Here is a 26923-nt window from a genome sequence, read left to right as displayed (position 1 = left end):
CATGATAATACCCGGCCTCGCGTATTCGTGCTAAGCAGGTTTGCACCTCATGCCAACACCCGAACTCCTTTCTCCCGCCGGCACTTTCAAGTCGATGCAGTACGCATTCGCCTACGGTGCCGACGCGGTTTACGCGGGGCAGCCGCGCTACAGCCTGCGGGTACGCAACAACGATTTCAGCCAGCTCGAGCGCATCGCCGAGGCGGTCGCCTACGCACATGATATCGGCAAGCAGTTCTTCATCGCCAGCAACGTATCGCCGCACAACGACAAGCTGCGCAGCTACCTGCGCGACATGGAGCCGGTGATCGAAATGCGCCCCGATGCACTGATCATGGCCGACCCGGGGCTGATCATGATGGTACGCGAGCGCTGGCCCGACATGCCGATCCATCTCTCGGTTCAGGCCAACGCGGTCAACTGGGCCACCGTGAAATTCTGGAAGACGATGGGGCTCACGCGCATCATCCTGTCACGCGAACTGTCGCTCGAGGAAGTCGCGGAAATCCGCCAGGAATGCCCCGACATCGAGCTCGAGGTCTTCGTGCACGGAGCGCTGTGCATCGCCTACTCGGGTCGCTGCCTGCTCTCGGGCTACATCACCCACCGCGATTCGAACCAGGGCGCCTGCACCAACACCTGTCGCTGGAAATACCAGGCACACGAAGCCGAGGAAACCGCTTCCGGCGATGTGCTCGCCGTCTACCAGCCACCACCCGTGCCAGAGCCTGCCGCGCCTGACAACCGGATCTACCTGCTGCAGGAAGAGGGTCGTCCCGGAGAGTACATGCCGGCCTACGAAGACGAACACGGCACCTACATCATGAACTCCAGGGACCTGCGCGCCATCCAGCACGTGCAGCAGCTGATCGATATCGGCGTCGATTGCCTGAAAATCGAGGGGCGCACCAAGTCACATTATTACGTGGCGCGCACCGCACAAGCCTATCGCCGCGCCATCGACGACGCACTCGCGGGCAAGGCCTTCGACATGGAGCTGATGAACGAACTCGAGAAGCTCGCCAGCCGTGGCTATACCGAGGGTTTCTACCGCCGCCATCCGCCCGGTGAATTCCAGAATTACGAGCGTGGCGTGTCGCGCGGGGACTACCAGCAGTTTGTTGGCGAGGTCGTCGCGATCGACCGCGACCGGGGCATGCTGAGCGTATCGGTGAACAACCGCTTCGAGGTCGGTGACAAGCTCGAGCTGATGACCACCGGGGGCAACTGCGTGTTCACGCTGAACGAACTCAGCAACGAAAAGGGCGAACGCCGCACCGATGCCCCGGGTTCCGGGCACGTGGTGCAGTTTCCGATTCCCGAGACGGCAGTGCTGGCACCCGGGGAGCGCTACGCGATGCTCGCGCGCTACCTTTGAGGCCTCAGTACATCAGCGCAAACAGCTTGCGCTGGTACTCGGCGGCCAGCGGATCGCCCTTGCCGAGGGCGCGGATGATATCGAGCAGCGTCTTGCGCGCCTCGCCGTCGCGGAATTCGCGATCCTTGCGCACGATGCCGATCAGCAGTTCCAGCGCCTCGCGCGCGCGACCCGTCTGGCTGTACTGCACCGCAAGCAGATACGCGGTATTCATGTCGTCGGGGTCGCGCGCCTGGGCTTCCAGCAGCGCCTGGATCTCGGGCGTATCGGCCGCCTGCTGCTTCAGCTCGAGCTCCGCGATCAGCCGCTCGTAGTCGCTGTCCTGGTCAACCATCGGGATCGAATCGAGCACGATCTGTGCCTCCTCGAGCCGCGACAGATCGAGCAGCACCTGCGCATACAGCCTGGCGATATCCGGGCGTTGCTTCGACTCTTCATAGGCCCCGCGCGCCGGCTGCAGGGCGCCGGCCACATCGCCCGCCTCGAACAAACGCAGCGCTTCGGCGAACAGCGTATCCCAGGGCTTTGGCAGATGTTTCTCGAGCAGGGCGCGCACCGCCGGCTCCGGCTGCGCGCCGACAAAGCCGTCTACCGGCTGCCCGTCCTTCATCAACATCACCGTCGGCAGGCTGCGCACACCGAACTGGCCCGCGATCGCCTGCTGCTCGTCGCAGTTGACCTTGGCAAGCAACACCTGGCCGGCGTATTCGCGCGTGAGTTTTTCGAGTATCGGCAGCAGCATCTTGCAGGGACTGCACCAGTCCGCCCAGAAATCGACCAGCACCAGACGCTGGTGCGACTCGTCGATCAGCATCTGCTGCGCATTCGCGGGTGTGATCTCGACCATCAGTTCAGGCATCCACAATGCTCCCGTTGGATCCGGTGTGTTCAGTTGACCCGGCCGGCGGCGGCCAGGCGGGTGAAAAAGTCCATGATTGCCGCATCGCTCATGGATGCCGCCGATGACAACTTCCCGTGATTGACGAACAGGGTATTGCCCTCGGGATCGAGCAGCACCACCGACGGGATTCCCTTGTCGATGGGATCCTCGTAACGCGCGGTGATGTCGAGGTTGCGGTGAGACATGCCCACGTCGATATGCAATTCCAGGAACTCGCGCTGCAGCAGCCCGGTCAGCGCGGGGCTCTGATAATGACTCTCCAGCGCGCGCGAATCCGTGCACCAGTTGGCACCGAAAGTCAGCAGCACACGCTTGCGTGCGGGATTGTTGGCCAGCAGCGCGGCAATGGCGGCGTTCGCGTCGGCCTTCTCGTCGTAGGGACGGAACTCGTCGTAGGTGGCACGCGCGCAGGCGGACAACAGCAGCACCACGGCGGCAGGCACCAGCAGGCGCCGCAGCGGCAGGATTGCGGTATCGACCACCGACATACACTGGAACTCCGTCAGGCCGGGATGTCCCCGGGTTCAGTCCTCGGAATCGTCCTCGACCGGCTTGCGGGTACGCGAACTGGAGGATTTCTGCACAAAATGGTGGCTCTCGACATAATCGCGCTCCAGCCACCAGGCGGTCTGCTTGACCGCGCGGGTACGACGCTCGCTGGCCTGGCGACGGCTGTCGCTTACCGGCTCCTCGTCCTCGCGCCGGTCACGACCACTGCGTTTCTCGCCAAATATGGCGCCCGGCCCATCAGGCACATCATCGCTCTTGCCGACCACCTTCAACCCGGGTCGGTTGGCGCTGGCGCCTGCTTTTCCATCGGTGATTTTCCTGGCCATCGGATACTGCCGGAGGCGAAGTTTCTGGCCAAATTATAAGCGCACAACCCAAAACCGCCACCCCCCGGCCCGGGCATTTGTCCGGCTTCGGCAACAAACGCCCAAACGGGTCAGACAAACGGTTCGCCGCGCGCCGCCTTGTCGAGCAACAGTTTCGGGGGCTCGAAGTCGGCACCGTAGCACGCGGCCAGTTCACGTGCGCGCGCGATGAAACGCGCCAGGCCGCAGGCATTGATGTACTGGAACACGCCACCCGTGTGCGGCGGGAAGCCGATACCCATGATCGAACCGATATTGCCGTCCGCAGCGCTGCAGACGACACCCTCCTGCATCGCGCGCACCGCTTCGGTGCACTGCGCGTACAGCAAGCGGTCCCTGATGTCCTCGAACGGAATCACGCGATGCCCATCTGGCGCGAAATGCTCGCGCATTCCGGGCCAGATCCGCTTCTTGCCGGATTCCGGGTAATCGTAATAGCCACCACCCGCGCGGCGGCCCTTGCGCCCGAAATCCTCGACCATGCGCCGGATGAGTTCACCGGCCGGCTGTTCCTGCCAGATCTCACCGCGCGCCTCGACATCGGCCTTCATCTGCAGGCCGTTGCGGTAAGCGGTCTCCTGGCTGATCTCGTCGATCGCGGCAAGCGGCCCCACCGGTGAGCCATTGGCCCGTGCCGCCGCCTCGATCAGCACCGGATCAATGCCCTCCAGCACCATCTCCGCACCCTGCGAAATCGTTTTGGCGATCACCCGCGAGGTGAAAAATCCCGGTGCGTCGTTGACCACGATCGGCGTCTTGCCGAGTTGCTGCGCCAGATCGAAAGCCATCGCCAGCGCCTCGTCGCCGGTCTGTTCGCCGCAGATGATCTCGACCAGCGGCATTTTCTCGGCCGGCGAAAAGAAATGCATGCCGATGAAACTGGCCGGGCGCACCGAAGCTTCGGCGAGTTCGGTGATCGGCAGCGCCGAAGTGTTCGATGCCAGCAGGGCACCGTGCCCGAGCACCGCCTCGAGTTCGCGTACCACCGTGGCCTTGATGGCGCGGCGCTCGAATACCGCCTCGATCACGGCCTCGCAGCCGCCGAGATCCTCATAGCTGTCGCTCGGGCGGATGCGTGCGAGCAGGGCCTCGCGGCCCGCATCGTCGAGCCGCTTGTTGCGTTCGCTGGCCGTGCGCGCATATTCCTTGCCACGTTCGGCCGCGGCCAGGTCCACGTCCTTCAGCACCACGTCCAGGCCCTTGCTCGCCGCCATATAGGCAATTCCCGCGCCCATCTGTCCGGCACCGATGATGCCCAGGGTGCGGAACGTGCGCCGCGCCACCGCGGCGGGCCGGCTCGAACCCTTGTTGATCGCCGACATCTGCACGAAGAACGCCGTCATCATGTTGCGCGCGGTCTGGTCGAGCAGCAGGCTCAGGAAATAGCGCGCCTCGATTTTCAGCGCGGTATCGAAATCCACCCGCGCGGTATCGGCCACCGCGGCGAAAATGGCCTTCTGCGCCGGCATCAACCCCCGGGTCTGGTTCATGACATTGACCGGGCCGAGCATCAACAGGCCCTGGTTCGCCTTGTGCTCGGGGCCACCGCCGGGCATCCGGTAGTCCTTCCGGTCCCAGGGCTGGCGCGCCTCGGGATTGGCAAGCAACCATGCCCGCGCCTGCGCGTGCATTTGCGCCTCGTCTGCAACCACTTCGTCGAGCAGCCCTTTTTCCAGCGCCTTGCGCGCCGCCAGCCGGCTACCCTGGCTGACCAGGCCGATGGCTTCCTGCATCCCGATCAGGCGCGTCGTGCGCACCACACCGCCGGCACCGGGCATCAGCCCGAGCTGCGCCTCGGGAAGTCCGACCATCACGCCTTCGATCGCGATGCGGTAGTGGCAAGCCAGTGCAATCTCGAAACCGCCGCCGAGTGCCGCCCCGTTGATGCCCACCGCGACCGGCACGCCGAGCATCTCGAGCGCACGCAGCGTCGCCTGGGCACCGAGAATGCCCTCGAACAGCTCTGCCTTGCGTACGGCGTCGGGCTCGAGATCCATCTCGAGTATTTCCTTGATGTCACCGCCCGCAAAGAACTGTCCCGGCTTGCCCGAGCGCAGATACACCCCGCGCACGCCGCCCGCTGCAACCAGGCGCTGCAATTCGGCAACGGCCGCGCGCATCGCCGCATCGTATTCCACGCCCATGGTGTTGACGCTGGCGCCCGGCTGATCGAAAACCAGTTCCACGATGCCGTCGCCGGTTTGTTCGAGTTTGATATATCCCATGATCTGCTGCTCTCTCCGCTGGGGGCCGCGCGTACGCGACTCAGACCCGTTCGATGATGGTTGCTATGCCTATGCCGCCGCCGGCGCACAGGGTGCACAGGCCACGGCGCAGACCGCGGCGCTCGAGCTCATCGAGCAGGGTGCCGAGAATCATCGCGCCGGTGGCCCCGATCGGGTGGCCCATGGCAATGGCGCCGCCATTCACGTTGATGCGCTCGTCGGGGATTCCCAGCAGCTGCTGGTAACGCAGCACCACCGCCGCAAACGCCTCGTTCAGCTCGAACAGATCGATGTCAGCGACCGTCAGCCCGGCTTTGGCGAGCACCTTGCGCGTCGCCGGGGCCGGCCCCTCGAGCATGATCATCGGCTCGGTTCCGACCAGCGCGGTCTGCACGATGCGCGCGCGCGGACGCAGGCCGAGCTCCTTGCCGGCGCGTTCGTTGCCGATCAGCACCAGCGACGCGCCATCGACGATGCCCGAGGAATTGCCGGGCGTGTGCACGTGATCGACGATCTCGAGCTGCGGGTAACGCAACTTCAGCAGCTCGTCCTGGCCCCACTCGCCAAAAGCCGCGAACGCGGGTTTGAGCCCTGAGAGATCCGCGGCCGTGGTTTGCGGGCGGATCAGTTCGTCATGATCGAGAATCGTGAGCCCGTTCATGTCACGCACCGGCACGATCGACCGGAAGTGGCCCGCGGCACGCGCCGCGGCGGCGCGCTGCTGCGACATCAGCGCATAGCGATCCACATCCTCGCGCGAGAATCCGTTCAGGGTGGCCACCAGGTCCGCGCCCACGCCCTGCGAGATGAACAGGTTGTGCATGGCCACCCAGGGATCGCCCTGCGCGCCGCCACTGGCACCGATGCCGATACGCGACATCGACTCCACGCCACCGGCGGCCACCAGGTCCTCGAAACCGGAGGCTACCTTGGCGGCCGCCATGTTCACCGCATCGAGACCACCGGCGCAGAAACGGTGCAGCTGGGCACCGGCTGTCGCATCGTCCCAGCTCGAATAATTGATCGCGGTGCGCGCGATGTCCTGCCCCTGCTCGCCGACCGGCTCCCGCAGGCGATCAGCAGATCGTCCACGCGCGCGGTATCGAGATCGTTGCGCGTCTTCATCGCCTCGAGCAGCGTGACCAGCAACTCGATCGGCTTGACCTCGTAGAGACTCCCGCCGGGCTTGCCCTTGCCGCGTGGCGTGCGGATCGCGTCAAAGATGAATGCTGCTTCTGCCATGATGTCACCGCGTATTGCAAAAAGGATCTGCGGGCCGGCCCGCTGTCCGGCCCGTACCACCCCACGCAAGGGGGGCCGTACGGCTTGCACAGGATAGCGTCGCGCCGCCGCCCCTCAATGGCAAAACGGTTCAAGATCGGATAGCAATAGCGGTCAACGGACAGGCGTTTCAGAGCGCCTGCTGGGCACGGAATTCACCGGGCGTCAGGCCGGTCCATTTCTTGAAGGAGCGATAGAATGCACTCGGATCAGTGAAACCCATCAGGATCGCCACATCGTTGATCGACAGCTCCGGGCGATTCAGGTACGCGATCGATGCGTCGCGCCGGCAATTGTCCTTCAGCTCCTGGAACGTGGTGCCCTCGCGCTTGAGGCGCCGGCGCAGGGTCGGCGCCGACATGTGCAGCAAATCCGTGATGCGCTCGAAACTCGGGAAGCCGCGGCTGAAGTCGTGGCCGATCAGCGAGCGCACCTGGTCGACCAGGCTGAGCTTGCCCGGATCCGCCGGCATGATCAGCAACTGGTAAGGCGCGGTGCGCAGGAAATCGAGCAGCGAATCCTCGTTGTGCACCAGTGGATAGGCGAGGTATTCGGAAGGAAAACTGAAACCCGGCACCGCAGCGCCAAAACCCAGATCGCAATTGAACAGCTGCTGGTAACGCAACCGCGACCCGGGGGCCGTGCCGCAGAGGCTGACATTCGCGAGCGGCAGCGGCCGCCCGATCAGCCAGCCGAAAAAGCGGTGCCACATCGACAGGCAACAGGCCGACTGCACCGCCGACATCATTGCCCCCGGCTCCTGTGGCCCATCGAGTTGCGCCTCGGGCGCGACGAGCACCTCGAAGCGCGCGCCATCGTCCTGCCGATGCAGGCGCATCACCAGCTTGTGATCGAAGAACACCCGGTGGAACTCGCACAGGCGCCGGATTGCGCGCCCGAGGTTCGGACAGCCGAGCACGCAGTAGCACATCATGCGAAACGCGCCGGGATTCATCCCGACATCGCGGCGCAGCCCGAAGGTCTCGTCCTGCAACGCCGTCATCACGCCGCGATACAGCCGGCTGTAGGCGATGATCGGGATCTCGCTGCGATAACCCGGCGCACCGGGATCGAGCGGATCGAAATCGAGACCCGCCGAGGCGCAGGCCTCGGCGACATCGAGCCCGTGATCGCTCAACATCCGCAGCAGGGAACACGCAAACTGCGTGGGTATCTGCTCGTTGGGCTGCAGCGTGTCGCGGGTCCGGGTCGGCACTGAATGGAGGCCTCGATGCGGGCGGAGCGGCATTATGCCAAAGCCCGTGCGCGCTTGTCGTGGGACGGGAGGGGACCGGCGCTGGCGGCTTGGCTTATACTGCAAGGCAGCTTTTGCGCAAGCACGGGGACCGGCATGAAAGAGCTGCGTTATGACATCCTGTTCAACGGCGAGCTGCTGCCGGGTTGCGATTCCGCCACGGTTGCCGCAAATCTCGCCCGCCTGTTCAAGGCGAGCCACGCAACCGTCAGCCACCTGATGGACGGCGCGAGTCACGTGATCAAGCGCGACTGCGACAGGGAGACCGCCACCAGGTACCGCGGCGCGATGGAGCAAGCCGGTGCCCGCGCGATACTGCGCGAGATCGCGTCAGCGCCGGCGCCAGCGGCGGCGATCGAAACTACACCAGCGCCAGCGAGCAACCCGGACACCTCGTTGACGATTGCACCCGCGGGCAGCGATGTGCTGGCCGCGCACGAGCGCAGGACGGTTGTCGCGGCGGAGGTGAACACCGCCCACATCAGCCTGGTTTCCGCATTCGGCGCCGCACCGCAGGTGCCGGCCACGGCACCGCCACCCGCACCCGATACAACGCATATCAGCATCGCGGAAGCCGGTGCCGACCTGCTGCCGCATCGTGCCGGGGTGCCACCGCCACCACCGCCCGACACCAGCGCGATCACGCTGGCCGCAGCGGGCGCCCCGATGGCACCGCCCGCCGAACCCGTGACTGTCGATCTGCCCGATATCAGCGCCCTCACGCTGGCGCCACCCGGAGCCGATCTGGAACCATTGCGTGCCGAGCACCCGCTGCTCGAACCGGACACCAGCGCGCTTGGCATCGAACCGTTGAAGTAGGTGCTACGCGGCGGGCAAGCGCGGCAAAATCACGCTCACGCGCAGACCCGGCGAATTGTCGCCGAGCGTCACGCTGCCGCCGTGGAGGTTGATCACCGCCTGCACCAATGACAGGCCGAGACCGTTGCCGGGATGCAGGCTGCGACTGCCCTCAACTCGGTAGAAGCGCTGAAATACCTTCTCTCGTTCCGCCTGCGGTATTCCCGGTCCGTCGTCGCAGACCGCCACGCAGTGCTGCTGCGCTTCCTCGGTCAGTCGCACATCGATATGAGCACCCGGTGGCGCGTACTTGATTGCGTTGTCGAGCAGATTGGCGAAAGCCTGGAACAGCAGGTCGCGATCAAAGCTGCCGGCGCACACGGCGGGCAGATCGAGCCGCACCTGCTGATCCTTGTCCGCGGCGAGCGGTTCGTAGAACTCGCAGACATCGCGCAGGATGGTTGCGAGGTCGGTGGCGGCAAACGCCAGGCGCTTGTTCCCCGACTCGATCTGGGCGATGCGCAGCAGCGCATTGAAGGTCGCCAGCAGCGCGTCCGACTCCTCGATCAGCCCCGCCACCTGCTCGCGGGTCTCGCCGCGCTCGTCGAGTTCGAGGCTGGCCAGATTGTTGCGCAGGCGGGTCAGCGGTGTGCGCAGATCGTGGGCGATATTGTCAGACAGCTGTTTCAGTCCTTCCATCAGTTGCGCGATACGATCGAGCATGTGGTTGAAATTGACGATCAGCCGCGTGTAGTCATCGTCGGGGTGGCCGCCGGTGACCGGTATGCGCCGGCTGAGTTCGCCCCCGAGTATGTCCGTGATGCTGCGGTTCACCTGGCGCAGGCGGCGTTCGGTGATCAACACCTGCACCACCGCGCCGACGCTTCCAAGCACGATCGTGGTCAGCATGGTCTGCGTCAGCACCGTCAGGGTGAGCCGCAGGTATTCGCTGATATCCTGGTAATGACGCGCGACCAGCAGGCGCTCGCCGCCCGCGAATTGCGTGCTGCTGCCGACGAAGTCGACATCCTCCGCGGAGTCGATCCAGCCACGCAAGCTGTGCCTGACGCCGGCCCATTCCTCGCGCTGCCCGAGGCGCTCGGGCCAGTGCGCAAGATTGCCGCCGATCTTGCGACCCTGCGCGTCGACCAGCAGATAGAACAGCCGCGGCAAGCGCGGCTCCTGGATCCGCCGCGCGATCTCCTCCGACACCGCGGCTTCGCCCCCGGCCGCGTAACGCTCGTTGAGCATGCGCGTCTCGGCGCCGATCAGCGCGTTCATCTCGCCAAAAAACCTGTAGGTGAGCGAAGCGTAGATCAGCGCCAGGACGACGAATACGGCAACGCTGACCCCGATCAGGTAGCTCAGCGTATAGAGAAAAAGATTAGCCCGGAAAATCCGGCTCAGGTTCATCGAGCATATACCCCGCGCCACGCACCGTTTTGAGCAACGGCCGTTCGAATTCCTTGTCGATCTTCTGGCGCAGGCGGCTGACATGCACGTCGATCACGTTGGTCTGCGGATCGAAGTGGTAGTCCCACACGTTCTCCAGCAGCATGGTACGCGTGACCACCTGGCCGGCGTGTTTCATCAGGTACTCGAGCAGGCGGAATTCGCGTGGCTGGAGGTTCAGCGATTTGCCGGCGCGCGTGACCTTGTGCGACAGCAGGTCCATCTCGAGATCGGCAACCCGCAGCCGCGTGATCGTGGCCGAGGATTCCTTGCGCCGCAGCAGGGCTTCGATCCGCGCCAGCAGTTCCGCGAACGCAAACGGCTTGACCAGGTAATCATCGCCCCCGGCCTTCAATCCCTTGACCCGGTCATCGACTTCGCCGAGCGCACTCAGGATCAGCGCCGGCGTGTTGTTGTCCGCGCCACGCAAGGTCCTGATGATGGTGAGTCCATCCACGCCCGGCAGCATCCGGTCGACCACCAGCGCGTCGTATTTTTCCGCGCTGGCCCGGTACAGTCCGTCCTTGCCATCGGCCGCCTGATCGACCGCAAAACCGCTCTCGCGCAGGCCCTTGCTGATGTAGTCGAGCACGCTGGCATCATCCTCGATCACGAGAATGCGCATATTTTCCACTCCCTGACATCGCCGCATCGCCGCAATGAACTGCACCGGCTCGCCTCCGCTCGACCTCCCCGCATTGTGCCGGTGGACGGGTAAACGGCGCTTTGCCCTGCCCTTACCTTTTGGTAACTTGGCGCTACACTTGCGCTTTGCTGAATATTCAGACGCGACGGCAAGTCTAGCATGGCATCCCAGACAATCGACCCTCGACCCGGGCAGCAGTTGCCGCCCGCCGGCCTGCGCCGCCGCCTGGCCGCGATGCTATATGATTCGTTGCTGCTGTTCGCGGTCACCTGGAGCGTGACCGCGATCGAAATCGCACTGCGGGTGGCCAGCGTCGGTGATGCGGCGGTGCGCGCGAGCGAGCACGGCGCGGTTGCCGGTCCGCTGCTGCAGATTCCGCTGGCCTGTGCGGTGGTGCTGTTCTTTGGCTGGTTCTGGACCCGCTCCGGCCAGACGCTCGGCATGCAGGCATGGCGGCTGCGCATCGAGACGCTGGAGGGCGATCGCATCGGCTGGAGCCAGGTTTTGCTGCGTATCGGCGGCGCGGCGATTTCGCTGGCCTGCTTCGGACTGGGCTACCTGTGGATCCTGTTCGATCCCGCGAAACGCGCCTGGCATGATCGCATCTCGCGCTCGCGGGTCGTGGTGCTGCCGGCAAAATGAGCCTCCGGCCACGCATTTCGCTGGCGTATAATCCCGAGACCTCATGGCGCCGCATGGCCGCGCCCGCACAGGATCACTGCCCGGAGACCTCATGCATCTTTCGCTGAAAACCATCGCCGACCCTGCTGCCCATCGCTGTTCCTGCCTGGTATTGCCGGTATTCGAGGAGGGCAAGTTGCCGCTCGCAACCGCGGCCGTGAACAAGGTCTGCAACGGGCGCATCACGAAACTGGTGAAGAGCGAGCATTTCAGCGGCGCTCCCGGCAAGAGCGTGCTGCTGCATGCGCCCGCCGGCGTTGCCGCCGAACGCGTGCTGCTGATCGGCGCCGGCAAGGCGCAGGGCAGCGACCCCGGCGGGTTTCGCAAGATGATCAGCCATGCATTCTCGGCGCTGAAGACCACCGGCAGCAGCGATGCGGTGTTCATGCTGAGCGATGTCGACACCATCGGCCGTGACGCACTCTGGCAGGCACAGCAACTCGGCCTGCTTGCCACCACCGGCGACTATCGTTACACCAGAACCCTGTCCAGGCCCGAGCCCGGCCCCCGCCTGAACCGCGTCGTGGCGGGTTTGAGCAAGCCGTGCAGCGCCAAGGTCACGCGCGCGATGGCACGCGCGTTGGTCGAGGGTGGTGCGATCGGCGCCGGCATGAACATGACACGTGAACTCGGCAACCTGCCGGCCAATATCTGCACTCCCTCGTACCTGGCAAGCCAGGCACGCGCGCTGGCGCGCGGCAATGCCGCCCTTGGCTGCAAGGTGCTGGATGAGAAAAAAATGAAGGAACTGGGCATGGGCGCCCTGCTCTCGGTTACCGCCGGGACCCGCGAACCGGCGCGGCTCATCGTGCTCGAGTACCGCGGCGGCGCGCGCCACGCAGCCCCCCAGGTGCTGGTCGGCAAGGGCGTGACCTTCGACTCGGGTGGCATCAGCCTGAAGCCCGGCGCGGCGATGGACGAGATGAAATTCGACATGTGCGGCGCGGCCAGCGTGCTCGGTACCATGAGCGCGATCACCCGCCTGAAACCACGCCTGAACGTCGTCGGCATCATCGCCGCCTGCGAGAACATGCCGAGCGGCAGCGCCACCCGCCCGGGCGATGTCGTGCGCAGCATGGCGGGCATCACCATCGAGGTGCTGAACACCGACGCCGAGGGACGCCTGATCCTGTGCGATGCGCTGAGCTATGCGGCGCGCTACAAACCTGCCGCGATCATCGACATCGCCACCCTCACCGGTGCCTGCGTGGTAGCGCTCGGCAAGCATGCCAGCGGCCTCTTCAGCAATGACGAGGAACTCGCCAGCGAGCTGCTCGCTGCCGGCAACCTCGCCCATGATCGCGCCTGGCAGATGCCGCTGTGGGACGATTACCAGGAACAGCTCAAGAGCAATTTCGCCGATGTCGCCAATATCGGCGGCCCCGGCGCGGGCAGCGTCACCGCCGCCTGTTTCCTCTCGCGCTTCGCGAAGAACCAGCGCTGGGCACACCTCGATATCGCGGGCTCTGCCTGGGACAACGGCGCGGCAAAAGGCGCGACCGGCCGGCCGGTCGGATTGCTGACCCGCTACCTGCTGTCACAAGCCGCCAGGAGCTGAGCGGTGACCCGGGTGGATTTCTATGTGTTGCCGGTCAGCGAACCTCACGGGCGCCTGAGCTTTGCCTGCCGCCTGGCCGAAAAGGCCTGGCTGGGCGGACACAAGGTCTATCTGCACGGCGAGGACGACGCCGCCGCCCGTTCACTCGATGAGCTGCTGTGGAGCTTCCGCGACACCAGTTTCGTGCCGCATTCGCTGCAGCCGGGGGCATCCGCCACGCCGGTGCTGATCGGCAGCGGGGACGATCCGGGCGATCATCACGATGTGCTGATAAATCTCGGCGCCGCGATTCCGGAGTTTTTCAGCCGCTTCGAGCGGGTTGCGGAGATCGTGCTGAACGACCCCGAGTCGCTGCGCGCTAGCCGGGCGCGCTGGAGTTTCTACAAGGATCGCGGCTACCCGCTCGAGCACCACGACATGCAGCATATGAGGAGCGCCGGTGAGTGAGGATCGCGACATTCCGCTGCTGGTCGATATCGTCGAGCTCGCCTTGCCCGGCACCCCCGGCGGCCCGCCGCCGGCACCCGATGTGCAGGCGGCGCTGAGCATCGAGGCATCCTTCCTGATCGATGAACTGGTCGATGAGTACCTGCCCCGGATCGAGGCCCGGCTGCGCGAGCGCCTGGAAGCCCGCCTGCGCGAGCTGAGCACCACCGCCTTGCGGGAGAAGCCCCCGCGCTGAGCCCCACCGGGTTGGCGCGCCCCGCCGCCGGCCCTTATCATTTTTCAATTTTGTGCGACACCATGGACAAGACCTACAAGCCCGAGGAAATCGAGAACCGCTGGTACACCGAATGGGAACAGCGCGGGTATTTCCGTCCGGGCGGAACCGGCACTCCCTACTGCATCGCGATCCCACCTCCCAATGTGACCGGCAACCTGCACATGGGGCATGCATTCCAGCAGACCATCATGGACGCCCTGATCCGCCATCACCGGATGCGCGGCCACAACACCCTGTGGCAGGGCGGCACCGATCATGCGGGCATCGCCACCCAGATGGTCGTGGAGCGGCTGCTGGCGGCCGAAGGCAGCGACCGGCTCACGCTCGGGCGCGAGGAATTCACCCGCCGCGTGTGGCAATGGAAGGAGCATTCCGGCGGCAATATCACGCGCCAGCAACGCCGGCTCGGCAACTCGGTCGACTGGTCGCGCGAACGCTTCACGATGGACCCGGAGCTCTCGGAGGCGGTACGCGAGGTGTTCGTGCGCCTGTACCGGGAAGGGCTGATCTATCGCGGCCAGCGGCTCGTCAACTGGGATCCGCAACTGCACACCGCGATATCCGACCTCGAGGTCATCGCCGAGGAAGAAGACGGCAGCATGTGGCACCTGCGCTACCCGCTGTGCGACGGCAGCGGCTACCTGGTGGTTGCCACCACGCGCCCCGAAACCATGCTCGGCGATGCCGCGGTCGCGGTGCACCCGGAAGATGAACGCTATCGTCACCTGGTCGGACAGCGGGTGCAGTTGCCGCTCACCGGGCGCGATATCCCGATCATCGCCGACGCCTACGTCGACCCGGCTTTCGGTACCGGCTGCGTGAAGATCACCCCGGCGCACGACTTCAACGATTACGAAGTCGGCAAACGCCACCAGCTAGAGCTGATCAACCTGTTCACGATCGACGCCGAAATGAACGCGAACGCACCGCCGGCGTACCGCGGCCTGGACCGTTTCGCGGCGCGCGCTCGCGTGTTGTCCGACCTCGAAGCCGCCGGCCTGCTGGAGAAAACCGAGAAGCATCGCCTGAAAGTGCCGCGCGGCGATCGCAGCGGCGTGGTGATCGAGCCCTACCTGACCGACCAGTGGTTCGTCGCCACGCAGGCCCTCGCCGAACCCGCGATCCGCGCGGTCGAGGACGGGCGCATCGAATTCGTGCCGCGGCAATGGGAGAACACCTATTTTGCCTGGATGCGCGAGATCCAGGACTGGTGCGTCTCGCGGCAGCTGTGGTGGGGCCACCAGATCCCCGCCTGGTACGACGCGCAGGGCAACGTCTACGTGGGTCGCAACGAGCAGGAGGTGCGCGACACCTACGCCATCGGTGCGCTGGCGCTGCGCCAGGACCAGGATGTGCTCGACACCTGGTTCTCCTCGGCGCTGTGGACTTTCTCGACGCTCGGCTGGCCGCGCGAGACTGCGGAGCTGCGGACTTTTCATCCCACCGATGTACTGGTGACCGGCTTCGACATCATCTTTTTCTGGGTCGCGCGCATGGTGATGATGAGCCTGAAGTTCATGGACGAAGTGCCCTTTCGCAAGGTCTATGTGACGGGCCTGATCCGCGACGAACACGGCCAGAAGATGTCCAAGTCCAAGGGCAATATCATCGATCCGATCGACCTGATCGACGGCATCGGCAGCGACGAACTGGTGCAAAAACGCACCTCCGGCATGATGCAGCCGCAGCTGGCCGAGAAGATTGCCCGCGACACGCGCAATGAATACCCCGCGGGCATCGCCGCGCACGGCACCGATGCCCTGCGTTTCACGCTGTGCGCGCTGGCTTCCACGGGGCGCGACATCAAATTCGACATGGGTCGCCTCGACGGCTACCGCAATTTCTGCAACAAGCTGTGGAATGCCGCGCGCTATGTGCTGATGAACACCGAGGGCCAGGATTGCGCGACGGCAGCGGATGCCGATTACGCGCTGTCGTTGCCGGATCGCTGGATCCTGTCGCGGCTGCAGCAGGTGAGCGCGGAAGTCGAGCGCTCGTTCGCGCTGTTCCGCTTCGACCTCGCGGCCCAGGCGCTGCATGAATTCACCTGGAACGATTACTGCGACTGGTACCTCGAGTTTTCCAAGCCGCTGCTGGCCGGGGCGGACAGCGAGCCCCGGCTGGCGCGCGGCACGCGGCGCACGCTGCTCGGCGTGCTCGAAACCCTCCTGCGGCTGGCGCACCCGTTCATCCCGTTCATCACCGAGGAGATCTGGCAACGGGTCGCGCCGGTGGCCGGTGTGCGCGGTGCGACGATCATGCTGGCGGACTATCCGGTAGCCGATCCGGCGCTGATCGACCCCGCCGCGGCGGCCGATGTGGCGTGGTTGCAGCAGGTGATCGTGGCGGTACGCAATATCCGCGGCGAGCTGGACATCGCACCGGGGAAGCGCCTCGAGCTGTGGTTGCGCAATGGCAATGCCGAGGATCACGCGCGCCACACCGCGCACCGGGCGTTGCTGCATGCGCTGGCGCGCCTGTCGGACAGCAACTGGCTCGAAGGCGCGGACGCACCTCCGGCCGCAACCCAGGTGGTGGGGCAGCTTGAACTGCTGGTGCCGCTCGCCGGCCTGGTCGATGCCGAGGCCGAGCGCGCCCGGCTCGGGCGCGAGGACGAGAAGCTCGGCAAGGAGATCGCGCGGCTCGAAGCCAGGCTGGCCAACCAGGGATTCGTGGCCAAGGCGCCGGCCGAGGTGGTCGCAAAGGAACGCGCCCGGCTCGATGAACTCGGTGCCACCCGCGCAACCCTCGCGCAGCAGCTGGGAAAATTGCGTGCGCTGTAGCCCGGGAGAGGAGAAGTCCGGGGGGTTCCACCCGCTTGGCGCGGTCCAGCCCGGCCCCTGCAACGACACCGGCCGGCCATGTTAATCTGCGCGCTCGCGGGAGCGATCCACCGGGCAAAAGCAGAGTGCCGGTTGCAGCTTGATGCGAGTCATGGATAAAGTCGTATTCTTCGCGGACAATGCGCGCGGCTCATCGATCGCGCCTCGTGCATGAATCAGGGGCGATCGGGACCCGCACTTGGGCGGTCTCCCGGAACCATCACACATACTGGAAGGCGCAATGAGTCACTCCACTGCTTCGGAACACCCGGCGTACAACTACACGGTGGTTCGCCAATTCGCGATCATGACGGTTGTCTGGGGGGTGGTCGGCATGATGGTTGGCGTGCTCATCGCCGGGCAGCTGGCCTTTCCGGTGCTGAATTTCGACCTGCCGTGGTTCAGTTTCGGGCGCCTGCGCCCGTTGCACACCAACGCCGTGATTTTTGCCTTTGGCGGCAGCGCGTTGATTGGCACCTCGCTGTACGTGGTGCAACGCACCTGCCAGGCACGGCTGCTTTTCGACCGGCTTGCGGCCTTCGTATTCTGGGGCTGGCAGCTGGTGATCGTGCTGGCCGCGATCACGCTGCCACTGGGCTATACCTCGACCAAGGAGTACGCGGAGCTCGAATGGCCGATCGATATCCTGATCGCCGTGGTCTGGGTGTCTTATGCGGTCGTGTTCTTCGGCACCATCATGAAGCGCAAGACCTCGCATATCTACGTGGCGAACTGGTTCTATGGCGCGTTCATCCTCACCATCGCGGTTCTGCATATCGTCAACAGCCTCGCGATACCGGTCACGCTGACCAAATCCTATTCCATCTACGGCGGCACCATCGATGCGATGGTGCAGTGGTGGTACGGGCACAATGCGGTGGGCTTTTTCCTGACCGCGGGCTTTCTTGGCATCATGTATTACTTCGTGCCGAAGCAGGCCGGACGACCGGTCTATTCCTACCGTCTGTCGATCGTGCACTTCTGGGCCCTGATCACGATCTACATGTGGGCCGGCCCCCACCACCTGCACTACACCGCCCTGCCCGACTGGGCCCAGAGCATCGGCATGGTGATGTCGCTGATACTGCTGGCGCCCAGTTGGGGCGGGATGATCAACGGCATGATGACGCTGTCCGGGGCTTGGCACAAACTGCGCTCCGACCCGACGCTGCGCTTCCTGGTGGTGTCACTGTCGTTCTACGGCATGTCGACCTTCGAAGGCCCGATGATGGCGATCAAGACCATCAACTCGCTGTCGCATTACACGGACTGGACCATCGGCCATGTGCATTCGGGCGCGCTCGGCTGGGTCGCGATGGTCTCGATCGGCGCGATGTACCACCTGATTCCGGTCCTGTGGGGCCGCAAGCAGATGTACAGCGTGTCGCTGATCAACACCCATTTCTGGCTCGCGACGATCGGTACGGTGCTTTATATCGCCTCGATGTGGGTCAACGGCATCATGCAGGGACTGATGTGGCGCGCCTACAACAACGACGGCACCCTGACCTACAGCTTTGCCGAATCGGTCGTGGCCAGCCACCCGGGCTATGTGGTGCGCCTGATCGGCGGCGGCATCTTCCTCCTCGGCATGCTGATCATGGCCTGGAATACCTGGAAGACCGTTGCACCCGGCATCGCGCCGCAGGCAGCAGCGCAGCCCCAGGCAGCCTGAATCACGGAACCGGGCAGCACCGATGCAAGCGGATGACACGAACACACTGAGCCATGCGCCGGCAGCGCGCTGCGCCTGGCAATTCAAGGAAACGCTCCATGCAGCATGAGAAGATCGAGAAGAATATCGGGCTGATGATCGTGCTGACCCTGCTCGCGATCAGTTTCGGCGGCCTGGTCGAGATCGTGCCGCTGTTTTTCCTGAAACAGACCACCGAGCCGATCACCGGCCTGAAACCGCTCACCGCCCTCCAGCTCGAAGGACGCGATATCTATATCCGCGAGGGTTGCGTTGGCTGCCACTCGCAGATGATCCGCCCGTTACGCGCCGAGACCGAACGCTACGGTCACTACTCGGTGGCGGGCGAGTCGGTCTACGAGCACCCGTTCCTGTGGGGCTCCAAGCGTACCGGCCCCGATCTCGCGCGCGTGGGCGGTCGCTACAGCGATGACTGGCAGCGCGCACACCTGTTCAATCCGCGCGATGTGGTACCCGAATCGAACATGCCGGCTTTCCCGTGGTTGTTCGAGAACACGCTCGACGGCGCGCACACCGCCGCCAAGATGCATGCATTGCGCACGGTCGGGGTGCCGTACACGGACGAGGACATCGCGGGCGCGGCACAAGCGGTTGCCGGGCACAAGGAAATCGACGCCCTGATCGTCTACCTGCAGCAGCTCGGCACCCTGCTGAAAAGCGAACGCTGAGGCACACGCATGGACCAGGGAGACTGGATGGGCATAGGCACGCTGCTGGCGTTTATCGCGTTCATCAGCATTTGCGTGTGGGCCTGGAGCGGCAAACGCAAGGCACGATTCGACGAGGCGGCGCAATTGCCGTTCGCCGACGAACACCTCGGCGGCATCAAGAAAGGTAAATCCGATGAGTAGTTTCTGGAGTGCATACATCGTCATCCTCACGATATTCACGATCGTGGCGACCGGCTGGCTCCTGTTTGCAAATCGCACCCGTCCCGCGGATTCGGAAGCCAAGACCGGGCATGTTTACGATGGCATCGAGGAATACGACCACCCGCTGCCGGCGTGGTGGTTCCATATGTTCGTCATCACGATCGTGTTTGCGATCGGCTATCTCATCGCCTACCCCGGACTCGGCAATTTCCGCGGCCTGCTCGACTGGACCCAGATCGATCAGTGGCAAAACGAGGTGGAGGCAGCCAAGGTCAGGTACGAGCCGGTGTTCGCGGGCTATCGAGATCTCCCGGTCGAGGAACTGGCGAAAACCCCCGCCGCCGTGCGCATGGGCCAGCGAATCTTTGCTGTCAACTGTGCCCAGTGCCATGGCGCGGATGGCCGTGGCAGCCGCGGTTTCCCCAATCTCGCGGACGGCGACTGGATCTGGGGTGGCAGCGTGGACGCCATCCACACGACCATCGAGAAGGGACGTCAGGCCGTGATGCCGCCCTGGGTGGCGGTGCTTGGCGAAGACGGCGTGAACAACGTCGCCCACTATGTACTCACCCTGTCCGGCACCCTGCCCGCCGGCGCCGAGAGCGCGGCCGGAGAGACACAGTTCAAGACCATCTGCGCGAGTTGCCATGGTCCCGAGGGTAATGGCAACCCGTTGCTGGGCGCACCCAGGCTTAACGACACCACCTGGCTTTATGGCAACGAACTGGAGCAGATCAAGCACACGCTCCGCGCGGGCCGCAACGGCAAGATGCCAGCCTTTGGCGAGCAGCTCGGCAGCGACAAGATTCACCTGCTGACCGCGTACGTGTACAGCCTGTCCGCACCATGAGCAAGGACAGGATTCCGGTGCACGAGTACGCACCGGCGGAGGTCGGTGACCTCGATCTGTACCAGAAGCGCGAGCGAATCTACACGCGCAAGGTCGAGGGCTTCTTCCAGAAGCTGAGGCTCTACACCGGCTGGCCCTTGCTGATCCTTTATTTCGCGGCGCCCTGGCTCAACTGGGACGGACGCCAGGCCATCTGGTTCGACCTGCCGGAGCGCAAATTCCATATCTTCGCGATCACGTTCTGGCCACAGGATTTTCCGTTGCTGGCCTGGCTGCTGGTGATCGCCGCGTTCGCGCTGTTCACGGTGACGGTGTTTGCCGGTCGCGTATGGTGCGGCTACACCTGCCCGCAAACCGTCTGGACCAGCATTTTCATGTGGGCCGAGCAGATCAGCGAGGGGACCCGCAACCAGCGTATCAAGCTCGACAAGGCACCCTGGAACGCCAGCAAGCTCGCCCGCAAACTCCTCAAGCACACGTTGTGGCTCGGCTTCGCGGCGCTGACCGGCATCAGTTTCGTCGCCTATTTCACGCCGGTTCGCCAACTGGTGCTGGATCTGCCGACCGGGCGCAGCGGATTCTGGGAGTATGCCTGGGTGATCTTCTTCACCCTGGCGACCTATATCAACGCCGGCTGGCTGCGCGAACAGGTCTGCATGTTCATGTGCCCCTATGCGCGTTTCCAGTCGGTGATGTTCGACCATGAAACGCTGATCGTCTCCTATGACGGCAAGCGCGGCGAACCACGCGGCTCGCGCAAGCGTGGCCAGGACCGCCCCGGCGGGCTCGGCGACTGCATCGACTGCGAACTGTGCGTGCAGGTATGCCCGACCGGCATCGACATCCGCGACGGCCTGCAATACCAGTGCATCACCTGCGCGCTGTGCATCGATGCCTGCGATTCGGTGATGGACCGGATGGAGTATCCGCGCGGACTGATTCGTTACACCACGGAAAATGCGCTCGAGGGCAAGCCCAGCCGGGTGCTGCGTCCGCGTCTCATCGGTTACTGCATTGCGCTGCTGGCGATGATCGCGCTGTTTTCCAGCGTACTGTTCAACCGCATTCCGGTCGGCATCGATGCCATTCGCGAGCGAGGACAGCTGTTCCGCGAAATGCCCGATGGCTCGATCGAAAACGTCTACACCCTGAAGATCCGCAACATGGGCGAACACGAGCGCAGCTATCGCCTCTCGGTCAGCGGCATTGCCGGGGCAACCATCGTCGGCACCAGCGAACTCACCCTGCGATCCGGTGACATCGTCGCCCTGCCGGTCGCCGTGCAGGTGCCGCGCGAAGCGCTCCCCGCCGCCAACTCCGCGCTGCTGTTCGGGGTCGAGGCTCGCGATGACGCGCAGATCCGGGCCAGTGCCGAGAGTCGCTTTCTCGCGCCGGTCCCGCCGCGTTGAGCAGCGCCGACGGAAAAATCGTACCCTGGTACCGACAGGGATGGCCATGGTTCCTGATACTGCTGCCGGCCACGGTGGTGGTGGCCTGTTTTTTCACGCTCTACCTCGCGATCCGCCACCAGGATTCGCTGGTGCGTGATGATTACTACAAGGAAGGCCTGGCAATAAACCGTGACCTGGCACGCGCGCAGTACGCGCGCGAACACGCCATCGCGGGCGTCCTGAGCTTCGATGCCGCAACGCTGGCCGTTGAATTGCAGCTCGACAACGCATTGCCGACGACGCCCGGCCTGCGTCTCGAGATACTGCACCCGACCGACCAGGCACGCGACCAGGTACTCACACTGCTGCGTGCCGGCGACAACATTTTCAGCGGCAAGGCCGCCGCTTCCCTCGACGGCAAATTCCATCTCCTGCTGGAGCCCGCCCGCGGCGAGGCCCACCTCTGGCGCCTGCGCGGCACCCTCGTGGCCGATGTCAGCGGCATCTCGACGGCACGCCTCGGCGCAGACTGAGCCAATGGAGCCAGCTGGCTGCTTTCACTGTGGATTGCCGGTGCCACCGGGCAGCAATTTCAGCGTGCTCATCGAGCAGCAACCACGACCCATGTGCTGCGCCGGCTGCGCCGCCGTCGCCACACTGATCGCGGCCGGTGGCCTGTCCGGTTATTACCGCCACCGCGACGCCCCTTCCGCGGTCGCCGCCGACACCGGCAGCGGCGCCGCCGAGTACGCATTGTTCGACAACCTCGACGCGCAGGCGGAATTCGTGGCCACGCAAACCGACGGCCATTGCCGGGCCGAACTGGCCGTGGATGGCATTCATTGCGCCGCCTGCACCTGGCTGCTCGAACACCATCTCGCGCGTCGGGACGGCATCGACAACATCAGCGTGAACCTGTCCGAGCGTCGCGCCAGCGTCCGCTGGCATCCGGAGGTACTGCCGCTGAGCCAGCTGATGGCCGCTATCCGCGAACTGGGCTATCGACCCCGCCCCTACCTCGGTTCCACCCGCATCCAGTCCGAGCGCGGCGAGAACCGCCGCGCGCTGCGCCGACTCGGGGTGGCCGGAATCGTGCAGATGCAGATCGGCATGTTCGCGATCGCGCTCTATGCCGGGGCCTTCGGCGACATGGAGCCGCAGTACCGGGATTATCTGCGATGGGCGAGCCTGCTCCTGTGTATCCCGGTGGTGTGCTACTCCGCCTCCCCGTTCTTCAGCGGCGCGCTGCGCGGGCTGCGCCACGCGGCACCCGGCATGGACCTGCCGATCGCGCTGGCGATCGGGCTGGCCTTTGTCAGCAGCGCCTGGTTCACGGTGCGCGGCGGCGGCACGGTGTATTTCGATTCGGTGGCGATGTTCACCTTCCTGGTGCTGCTCGGGCGTTACCTCGAAATGCGTGCACGCCATCGCGCCGGCATGGCCAGCGGCGACGTGCTGTCGCTGGTGCCGGCGGCCGCGACCCGGGTGCTCGAGGACGGACAGCGATTCGAGCTGGTGCCGGTCGGGCGCCTGCGCCAGGGTGACCGGATCCTGATCCGCCCGGGCGAAGCCCTGCCCGCCGACGGCCGCGTGGCCCTCGGCAGCAGCCATGTCGATGAATCCAGCATCAGCGGCGAATCGATGCCGATCAGCAAGACGGCGGGCGATACGGTGAGCGCCGGAACCCTGAATATGGAGGGCTCGCTGACCGTGGAGGTGAACGCCACCGGCCTGCAGACCCGCCTCGGCGCGATCCTGCATCTGGTGGACCGGGCGCAGCAGGAGAAGCCGGCGATCGTGCAACTCGCGGACCGCGCCTCTTCCTGGTTCGTGGTGACCGTGATCGTGCTGGCCACCCTGACCGGCTGGTACTGGTATGTGCACGACAGCGCACGGACGCTGGAAATCGTGCTCTCGGTGCTGGTCGTCAGCTGTCCCTGCGCCCTGTCCCTGGCAACGCCGGCCGCGGTGACCGCGGCGACCACCGCCTTGAAGACGCGCGGATTCCTGGTGACCCGAGGCCACGCGCTGGAGGCACTCGCGAACGCCGATACCGTGGTGTTCGACAAGACCGGCACCCTCACCACCGGCAGTATCCGGCTGGCCGCGGTGGAGCCGCTCCACGGCAATGCCGACGCCCTCCTCGACATTGCCGCCGCGATGGAGGCGCACTCCGAACATCCGATCGCGGGCGCCTTCGACACCCCGCCGACGTTGGCGGTCGAGGATTTCCGGGCATTCCCCGGCGACGGCATCGAGGCCCGCATCGAGGGCACGCGTTATCGCCTGGGCAGCGCCGCGTTCGCAACACCTTCCGGCCTCGCCCCGGGCGTTGCTCCGGGCGCGGGAAAATGGATCCTGCTGGCCTCGACCACCCGCGCGCTCGCGTGGTTTCGCCTCAGCGACAGCGTGCGCGACGATGCGCCGCAGGCGATCGCGGAACTGGCACGGCTCGGCCTGTCCGGCGCCATGCTGAGCGGCGACAACAATGCCGAGGCCGGGCGCATCGCCACGCTGCTCGGGCTGCAGCAATGGCAGGGCGAGTGTGCCCCCGGGCAGAAACTCGCCGCGGTGCGCGCGATGCACGCCGCCGGCAAACGCGTGGTGATGGTGGGCGATGGCATCAACGACGTGGCGGTCCTCGCCGGCGCCGGTGTTTCCGTCGCGATGGCCAACGCCGCCGACGTGACCCGGGCCAACGCCGACTGCATGCTGCTCGGCAGCGGCTTGCTGCGCATTCCGGAGGCGATCCGCGTGGCGCGCCACACCCAGCGCGTCATCCGCCAGAACATCGGCTGGGCGCTGCTGTACAACTTCAGCTCGATCCCGTTCGCGGCCGCGGGCCTGGTGCCTCCGTGGCTCGCCGCAATCGGCATGTCGGCCAGTTCGCTGGTGGTGGTTGCCAACGCGTTGCGGCTGCGCCAGCATGGCACATCGAGCAAAGCCGGGGAGCTTGCCGCGCATGGATAGTATCTACGTGCTGATACCCGTCACCTTCGTGCTGCTCGGCTTCGCGCTCGGCGCTTATCTGTGGTCGGTCAGCAGCGGGCAGTTCGATGATCTCGAAAAGGCCGCGCACAGCATACTTTTCGACGACGATATCCCGCCGGCTGCGGAGCTGCCCTCGCCAGCGCCCGGCAGCCAGGACAGCGCGCCGAAGCCACCGTGAACCACGCCCCCGATATCGCCGCCGCGCTGCTGCTCGGCCTGCTCGGCAGCACGCATTGCGTCGGCATGTGCGGTGGCATCAGTGCCGCGCTGGCCTTTGCGTTGCCGCGCGCCAGCGGTGCGCTACGGCGTCATGTGCTGCTGGGACTCTACAGTTGCGGGCGCGTGACGAGCTACGCCGCGATGGGCGCGATGACCGGGGCGCTGAGCGGCCTGTTGTCCGCCGAGCACAGCGCGGCGCTTGCCTGGATCCGCATCGCCGCCGGCGCGTTGCTGGTCCTGATGGGTCTGTATCTGGCCGGATGGTCGCAGGCACTGGCGCTGCTCGAGCGCGCCGGCCACGGGGTGTGGCGCCATGTGCAGGTACGTGCGGCACGCCTGCTGCCAATCGACAGCGCGCCAAAGGCCCTGCTGGCCGGTGCTGCCTGGGGTTGGCTTCCCTGCGGCCTGGTCTACAGCACCCTGGCCTGGACCGCGAGCAGCGCCAGCGCGCCACGTGGTGCGCTGCTGATGCTGGCGTTCGGCGTGGGTACCATGCCCGCGGTGATCGCGAGCGGGGTGCTGGCAGCGCAGCTGCGGGCGTTATTGCAACGCCGCGGGTTGCGCATCGTGGCCGGTTTGCTGGTAATCGCGTTCGGTATCTGGACCATGGCCGTCGTCCTGCTGGCCGGCGGCCATGCCGAGCACCACCATCACTGAGAATCCTGAGCAGACGACCCCCCACGCAAGTACGACGCAAGCTGATTGATCTCCATCAATATTCCATTGACCACACGATGGAAACGGGGAAAATTCGCAGTGCCCAAAGCGTTGACGTGTATCAACGACAAGATGGAGCGGCGGCGTAAACTCCTCTCAATGCAACCCGTTGACCCCATAATATGGCCGCACGAAATGGAAATGCCCGTCACCTATCGCGGACGTGATGACCGTGTAAGCTGGGACCCCGCGCTGATCCGCAAGTACGATATCGCCGGACCGCGCTATACCTCGTACCCAACCGCGCTCCAGTTCCACGACGCATTCGGATCACGCCAGTACGAACGCTACCTGCTCGAGCGCCCGCCCACGATCGGCCCGCTGTCGCTGTACGTGCACATCCCGTTCTGCCGCAACATCTGTTACTACTGTGCCTGCAACAAGATCATCACCCGCGACGCCGAGGTCGCGGAACGTTACCTGGTTGCGCTGGAGAAAGAGCTCGAACTGCTCGGACGCCACTTCGATCGGCGGCGGCGCGTGACCCAGTTGCACTGGGGTGGCGGCACACCCACGTTTCTCTCCAACTCCGAGCTCACCCGCCTGATGCACAGTCTCGCGGTGCATTTCAATCTCAATGATTCACCGGATCGCGAGTACTCGATCGAGATCGACCCGCGCAGCGTGAACACCGAAACCATCGCCCTTCTCAAGGGCCTCGGGTTCAACCGCGTGAGCATGGGAATCCAGGATTTCGACCCTGACGTGCAGCTTGCGGTGAACCGGGTGCAGCCCTATGCAATGGTCGAGACCCTGGTCGATGCGGTGCGCGGGCACCGCTTCAAGTCCATGAGCTTCGACCTGATCTATGGCCTGCCCAGGCAAAGTCCCGCGAGCATGGAGAAAACCCTGGCCCAGGTGATATCACTGGCCCCGGATCGCATCTCCTGCTACAGCTACGCGCATCTGCCCGAAGCGTTCAAGAGCCAGCGCAGCATCGACCGGCTGCAGGTGCCGGGCGCCGACGCAAAGCTCGAGATCCTGCACACCATCATCGAATCGCTCACCGACGCCGGTTATCTCTACGTGGGAATGGATCACTTCGTGAAGCCCGGGGACGAACTCGCGCACGCGCTGCACAACGGCACGCTGCAGCGCAATTTCCAGGGCTATTCCACCCAGCTCGCGCCGGAATTGCTCGGCATCGGCGTGTCCTCGATCAGCAGCACCGGCGATCTGTACAGCCAGAACGTCAAGACCATCGACGAATACTATGCCCGCCTGCACGAGGGAAAGCTGCCGGTGCAGCGCGGCCTGCTGCTGAGCGCCGAGGATCGGCTGCGGCGTGACGTGATCATGGAGCTCATCTGTCGCATGGGCCTCGATACCGGTGCGATCGGATTGCGTCACGGCATCGATTTCAACAGCCATTTCGCCCGTGAACTCGCGATCCTCGCCGGCATGGAGCAGGAAGGGCTATTGGCCAGCGAAGGCGATCGCATCGTGGTCACGCCCGCCGGACGGCCACTGGTACGTAATATCTGCATGGTATTCGACACCTATCTCGATCTATCAAGGCAACGTTTCTCCCGCACCATCTGAAGCGGGCGGACCTGTTGTTAATGCACGGCCA

Annotated in this window: 24 protein-coding genes and 1 pseudogene; 17 read left to right on the top strand and 8 right to left on the bottom strand. The window is 64.9% G+C overall.

Annotated elements, in window-relative coordinates; translation table 11 throughout:
- Positions 1–49: 49 nt before the first annotated feature.
- A complete protein-coding gene (locus IPF49_16245; protein MBK6289151.1) occupies positions 50–1378 on the top strand; it encodes a tRNA 5-hydroxyuridine modification protein YegQ in 1329 nt (442 codons plus the stop codon).
- Positions 1379–1382: 4 nt separating this feature from the next.
- On the opposite strand, the gene trxA is transcribed toward IPF49_16245, so the two are convergent.
- The 6 genes and pseudogenes from trxA to IPF49_16215 form a co-directional block, all read right to left on the bottom strand.
- Entirely contained in the window at positions 1383–2237 is an 855-nt protein-coding gene (trxA, locus tag IPF49_16240; protein ID MBK6289150.1) for a thioredoxin, read from the bottom strand.
- A 29-nt stretch (positions 2238–2266) separates the two neighbouring features.
- Positions 2267–2767, bottom strand: coding sequence for a thioredoxin family protein (locus IPF49_16235; protein ID MBK6289149.1), 501 nt, complete (start codon positions 2765–2767; stop codon positions 2267–2269).
- Positions 2768–2803: 36 nt separating this feature from the next.
- Positions 2804–3115 (bottom strand): hypothetical protein, encoded by a 312-nt coding sequence (locus IPF49_16230; GenBank protein MBK6289148.1) that lies wholly within the window; start codon positions 3113–3115, stop codon positions 2804–2806.
- Positions 3116–3225: 110 nt separating this feature from the next.
- Positions 3226–5379, bottom strand: a complete 2154-nt coding sequence (locus tag IPF49_16225; protein ID MBK6289147.1) for an enoyl-CoA hydratase/isomerase family protein — start codon at positions 5377–5379, stop codon at positions 3226–3228.
- Between the two features lie 40 nt (positions 5380–5419).
- Positions 5420–6621, bottom strand: a pseudogene (locus IPF49_16220) (acetyl-CoA C-acetyltransferase).
- A gap of 169 nt (positions 6622–6790) precedes the next feature.
- Positions 6791–7909 carry an AraC family transcriptional regulator gene (locus IPF49_16215; protein ID MBK6289146.1) on the bottom strand — a complete coding sequence of 373 codons (1119 nt, stop codon included), beginning with the start codon at positions 7907–7909 and terminating at the stop codon, positions 6791–6793.
- Positions 7910–8011: 102 nt separating this feature from the next.
- On the opposite strand from IPF49_16215, the gene IPF49_16210 reads away from it, so the two are divergent.
- Positions 8012–8734 carry a hypothetical protein gene (locus IPF49_16210; protein ID MBK6289145.1) on the top strand — a complete coding sequence of 241 codons (723 nt, stop codon included), beginning with the start codon at positions 8012–8014 and terminating at the stop codon, positions 8732–8734.
- Positions 8735–8737: 3 nt separating this feature from the next.
- Here the strand turns inward: IPF49_16210 and IPF49_16205 are convergent, their stop codons facing one another.
- Positions 8738–10126 carry a HAMP domain-containing histidine kinase gene (locus IPF49_16205; GenBank protein ID MBK6289144.1) on the bottom strand — a complete coding sequence of 463 codons (1389 nt, stop codon included), beginning with the start codon at positions 10124–10126 and terminating at the stop codon, positions 8738–8740.
- Positions 10098–10790, bottom strand: a complete 693-nt coding sequence (locus tag IPF49_16200) for a response regulator transcription factor (protein ID MBK6289143.1) — start codon at positions 10788–10790, stop codon at positions 10098–10100. The genes IPF49_16205 and IPF49_16200 overlap by 29 nt, the downstream gene beginning before the upstream one ends.
- 180 nt (positions 10791–10970) lie before the next feature.
- Here IPF49_16200 and IPF49_16195 point away from each other — a divergent pair, with 180 nt between their 5' ends.
- The 15 genes from IPF49_16195 (at position 10971) to hemN (ending at position 26892) form a co-directional block, all read left to right on the top strand.
- Positions 10971–11453, top strand: a complete 483-nt coding sequence (locus IPF49_16195; GenBank protein ID MBK6289142.1) for an RDD family protein — start codon at positions 10971–10973, stop codon at positions 11451–11453.
- A gap of 91 nt (positions 11454–11544) precedes the next feature.
- On the top strand, positions 11545–13050 hold the full coding sequence (locus IPF49_16190) for a leucyl aminopeptidase (protein ID MBK6289141.1): 1506 nt from the start codon (positions 11545–11547) through the stop codon (positions 13048–13050).
- 3 nt (positions 13051–13053) lie between these two features.
- Complete coding sequence (locus IPF49_16185) at positions 13054–13497, top strand: DNA polymerase III subunit chi (protein ID MBK6289140.1); 444 nt, start codon at positions 13054–13056, stop codon at positions 13495–13497.
- On the top strand, positions 13490–13732 hold the full coding sequence (locus tag IPF49_16180) for a hypothetical protein (GenBank protein MBK6289139.1): 243 nt from the start codon (positions 13490–13492) through the stop codon (positions 13730–13732). Before IPF49_16185 ends, IPF49_16180 begins: the two co-directional genes overlap by 8 nt.
- 62 nt (positions 13733–13794) lie before the next feature.
- Positions 13795–16557 carry a valine--tRNA ligase gene (locus tag IPF49_16175; GenBank protein MBK6289138.1) on the top strand — a complete coding sequence of 921 codons (2763 nt, stop codon included), beginning with the start codon at positions 13795–13797 and terminating at the stop codon, positions 16555–16557.
- A 280-nt stretch (positions 16558–16837) separates the two neighbouring features.
- Complete coding sequence (gene ccoN / locus IPF49_16170; protein MBK6289137.1) at positions 16838–18271, top strand: cytochrome-c oxidase, cbb3-type subunit I; 1434 nt, start codon at positions 16838–16840, stop codon at positions 18269–18271.
- 98 nt (positions 18272–18369) lie between these two features.
- Positions 18370–18978 carry a cytochrome-c oxidase, cbb3-type subunit II gene (ccoO, locus tag IPF49_16165; GenBank protein ID MBK6289136.1) on the top strand — a complete coding sequence of 203 codons (609 nt, stop codon included), beginning with the start codon at positions 18370–18372 and terminating at the stop codon, positions 18976–18978.
- Positions 18979–18987: 9 nt separating this feature from the next.
- Positions 18988–19161: a cbb3-type cytochrome c oxidase subunit 3 gene (locus IPF49_16160; GenBank protein ID MBK6289135.1), complete on the top strand. Its 174-nt coding sequence runs from the start codon at positions 18988–18990 to the stop codon at positions 19159–19161.
- The gene (gene ccoP / locus IPF49_16155) at positions 19154–20032 is read left to right on the top strand and encodes a cytochrome-c oxidase, cbb3-type subunit III (protein ID MBK6289134.1); all 879 of its coding nucleotides are present in this window, start codon (positions 19154–19156) and stop codon (positions 20030–20032) included. The genes IPF49_16160 and ccoP overlap by 8 nt, the downstream gene beginning before the upstream one ends.
- Positions 20029–21441 carry a cytochrome c oxidase accessory protein CcoG gene (ccoG, locus tag IPF49_16150; protein ID MBK6289133.1) on the top strand — a complete coding sequence of 471 codons (1413 nt, stop codon included), beginning with the start codon at positions 20029–20031 and terminating at the stop codon, positions 21439–21441. The genes ccoP and ccoG overlap by 4 nt, the downstream gene beginning before the upstream one ends.
- On the top strand, positions 21438–21956 hold the full coding sequence (locus tag IPF49_16145; GenBank protein ID MBK6289132.1) for a FixH family protein: 519 nt from the start codon (positions 21438–21440) through the stop codon (positions 21954–21956). The genes ccoG and IPF49_16145 overlap by 4 nt, the downstream gene beginning before the upstream one ends.
- 40 nt (positions 21957–21996) lie before the next feature.
- Positions 21997–24393 carry a cadmium-translocating P-type ATPase gene (gene cadA / locus IPF49_16140; protein ID MBK6289131.1) on the top strand — a complete coding sequence of 799 codons (2397 nt, stop codon included), beginning with the start codon at positions 21997–21999 and terminating at the stop codon, positions 24391–24393.
- Positions 24386–24592, top strand: a complete 207-nt coding sequence (ccoS, locus tag IPF49_16135) for a cbb3-type cytochrome oxidase assembly protein CcoS (protein ID MBK6289130.1) — start codon at positions 24386–24388, stop codon at positions 24590–24592. Before cadA ends, ccoS begins: the two co-directional genes overlap by 8 nt.
- A gap of 65 nt (positions 24593–24657) precedes the next feature.
- A complete protein-coding gene (locus IPF49_16130) occupies positions 24658–25290 on the top strand; it encodes a sulfite exporter TauE/SafE family protein (GenBank protein MBK6289129.1) in 633 nt (210 codons plus the stop codon).
- 201 nt (positions 25291–25491) lie between these two features.
- Complete coding sequence (gene hemN, locus IPF49_16125) at positions 25492–26892, top strand: oxygen-independent coproporphyrinogen III oxidase (protein ID MBK6289128.1); 1401 nt, start codon at positions 25492–25494, stop codon at positions 26890–26892.
- Positions 26893–26923: the final 31 nt, after the last annotated feature.

This window comes from Gammaproteobacteria bacterium (assembly GCA_016705365.1).
Lineage (GTDB): Bacteria > Pseudomonadota > Gammaproteobacteria > Pseudomonadales > UBA5518 > UBA5518.
This window is presented reverse-complemented; position numbering and strand designations above follow the sequence as displayed.

Excerpts from the sequence above, each read along its gene's own strand:
- IPF49_16245 (MBK6289151.1), top strand. The coding sequence starts at position 50 with ATGCCAACACCCGAACTCCTTTCTCCCGCCGGCACTTTCAAGTCGATG.
- trxA (MBK6289150.1), bottom strand. The coding sequence starts at position 2,237 with ATGCCTGAACTGATGGTCGAGATCACACCCGCGAATGCGCAGCAGATG.
- IPF49_16235 (MBK6289149.1), bottom strand. The coding sequence starts at position 2,767 with ATGTCGGTGGTCGATACCGCAATCCTGCCGCTGCGGCGCCTGCTGGTG.
- IPF49_16230 (MBK6289148.1), bottom strand. The coding sequence starts at position 3,115 with ATGGCCAGGAAAATCACCGATGGAAAAGCAGGCGCCAGCGCCAACCGA.
- IPF49_16225 (MBK6289147.1), bottom strand. The coding sequence starts at position 5,379 with ATGGGATATATCAAACTCGAACAAACCGGCGACGGCATCGTGGAACTG.
- IPF49_16215 (MBK6289146.1), bottom strand. The coding sequence starts at position 7,909 with ATGCCGCTCCGCCCGCATCGAGGCCTCCATTCAGTGCCGACCCGGACC.
- IPF49_16210 (MBK6289145.1), top strand. The coding sequence starts at position 8,012 with ATGAAAGAGCTGCGTTATGACATCCTGTTCAACGGCGAGCTGCTGCCG.
- IPF49_16205 (MBK6289144.1), bottom strand. The coding sequence starts at position 10,126 with ATGAACCTGAGCCGGATTTTCCGGGCTAATCTTTTTCTCTATACGCTG.
- IPF49_16200 (MBK6289143.1), bottom strand. The coding sequence starts at position 10,790 with ATGCGCATTCTCGTGATCGAGGATGATGCCAGCGTGCTCGACTACATC.
- IPF49_16195 (MBK6289142.1), top strand. The coding sequence starts at position 10,971 with ATGGCATCCCAGACAATCGACCCTCGACCCGGGCAGCAGTTGCCGCCC.
- IPF49_16190 (MBK6289141.1), top strand. The coding sequence starts at position 11,545 with ATGCATCTTTCGCTGAAAACCATCGCCGACCCTGCTGCCCATCGCTGT.
- IPF49_16175 (MBK6289138.1), top strand. The coding sequence starts at position 13,795 with ATGGACAAGACCTACAAGCCCGAGGAAATCGAGAACCGCTGGTACACC.
- ccoN (MBK6289137.1), top strand. The coding sequence starts at position 16,838 with ATGAGTCACTCCACTGCTTCGGAACACCCGGCGTACAACTACACGGTG.
- ccoO (MBK6289136.1), top strand. The coding sequence starts at position 18,370 with ATGCAGCATGAGAAGATCGAGAAGAATATCGGGCTGATGATCGTGCTG.
- IPF49_16160 (MBK6289135.1), top strand. The coding sequence starts at position 18,988 with ATGGACCAGGGAGACTGGATGGGCATAGGCACGCTGCTGGCGTTTATC.
- ccoP (MBK6289134.1), top strand. The coding sequence starts at position 19,154 with ATGAGTAGTTTCTGGAGTGCATACATCGTCATCCTCACGATATTCACG.
- ccoG (MBK6289133.1), top strand. The coding sequence starts at position 20,029 with ATGAGCAAGGACAGGATTCCGGTGCACGAGTACGCACCGGCGGAGGTC.
- ccoS (MBK6289130.1), top strand. The coding sequence starts at position 24,386 with ATGGATAGTATCTACGTGCTGATACCCGTCACCTTCGTGCTGCTCGGC.
- IPF49_16130 (MBK6289129.1), top strand. The coding sequence starts at position 24,658 with ATGTGCGGTGGCATCAGTGCCGCGCTGGCCTTTGCGTTGCCGCGCGCC.
- hemN (MBK6289128.1), top strand. The coding sequence starts at position 25,492 with ATGCCCGTCACCTATCGCGGACGTGATGACCGTGTAAGCTGGGACCCC.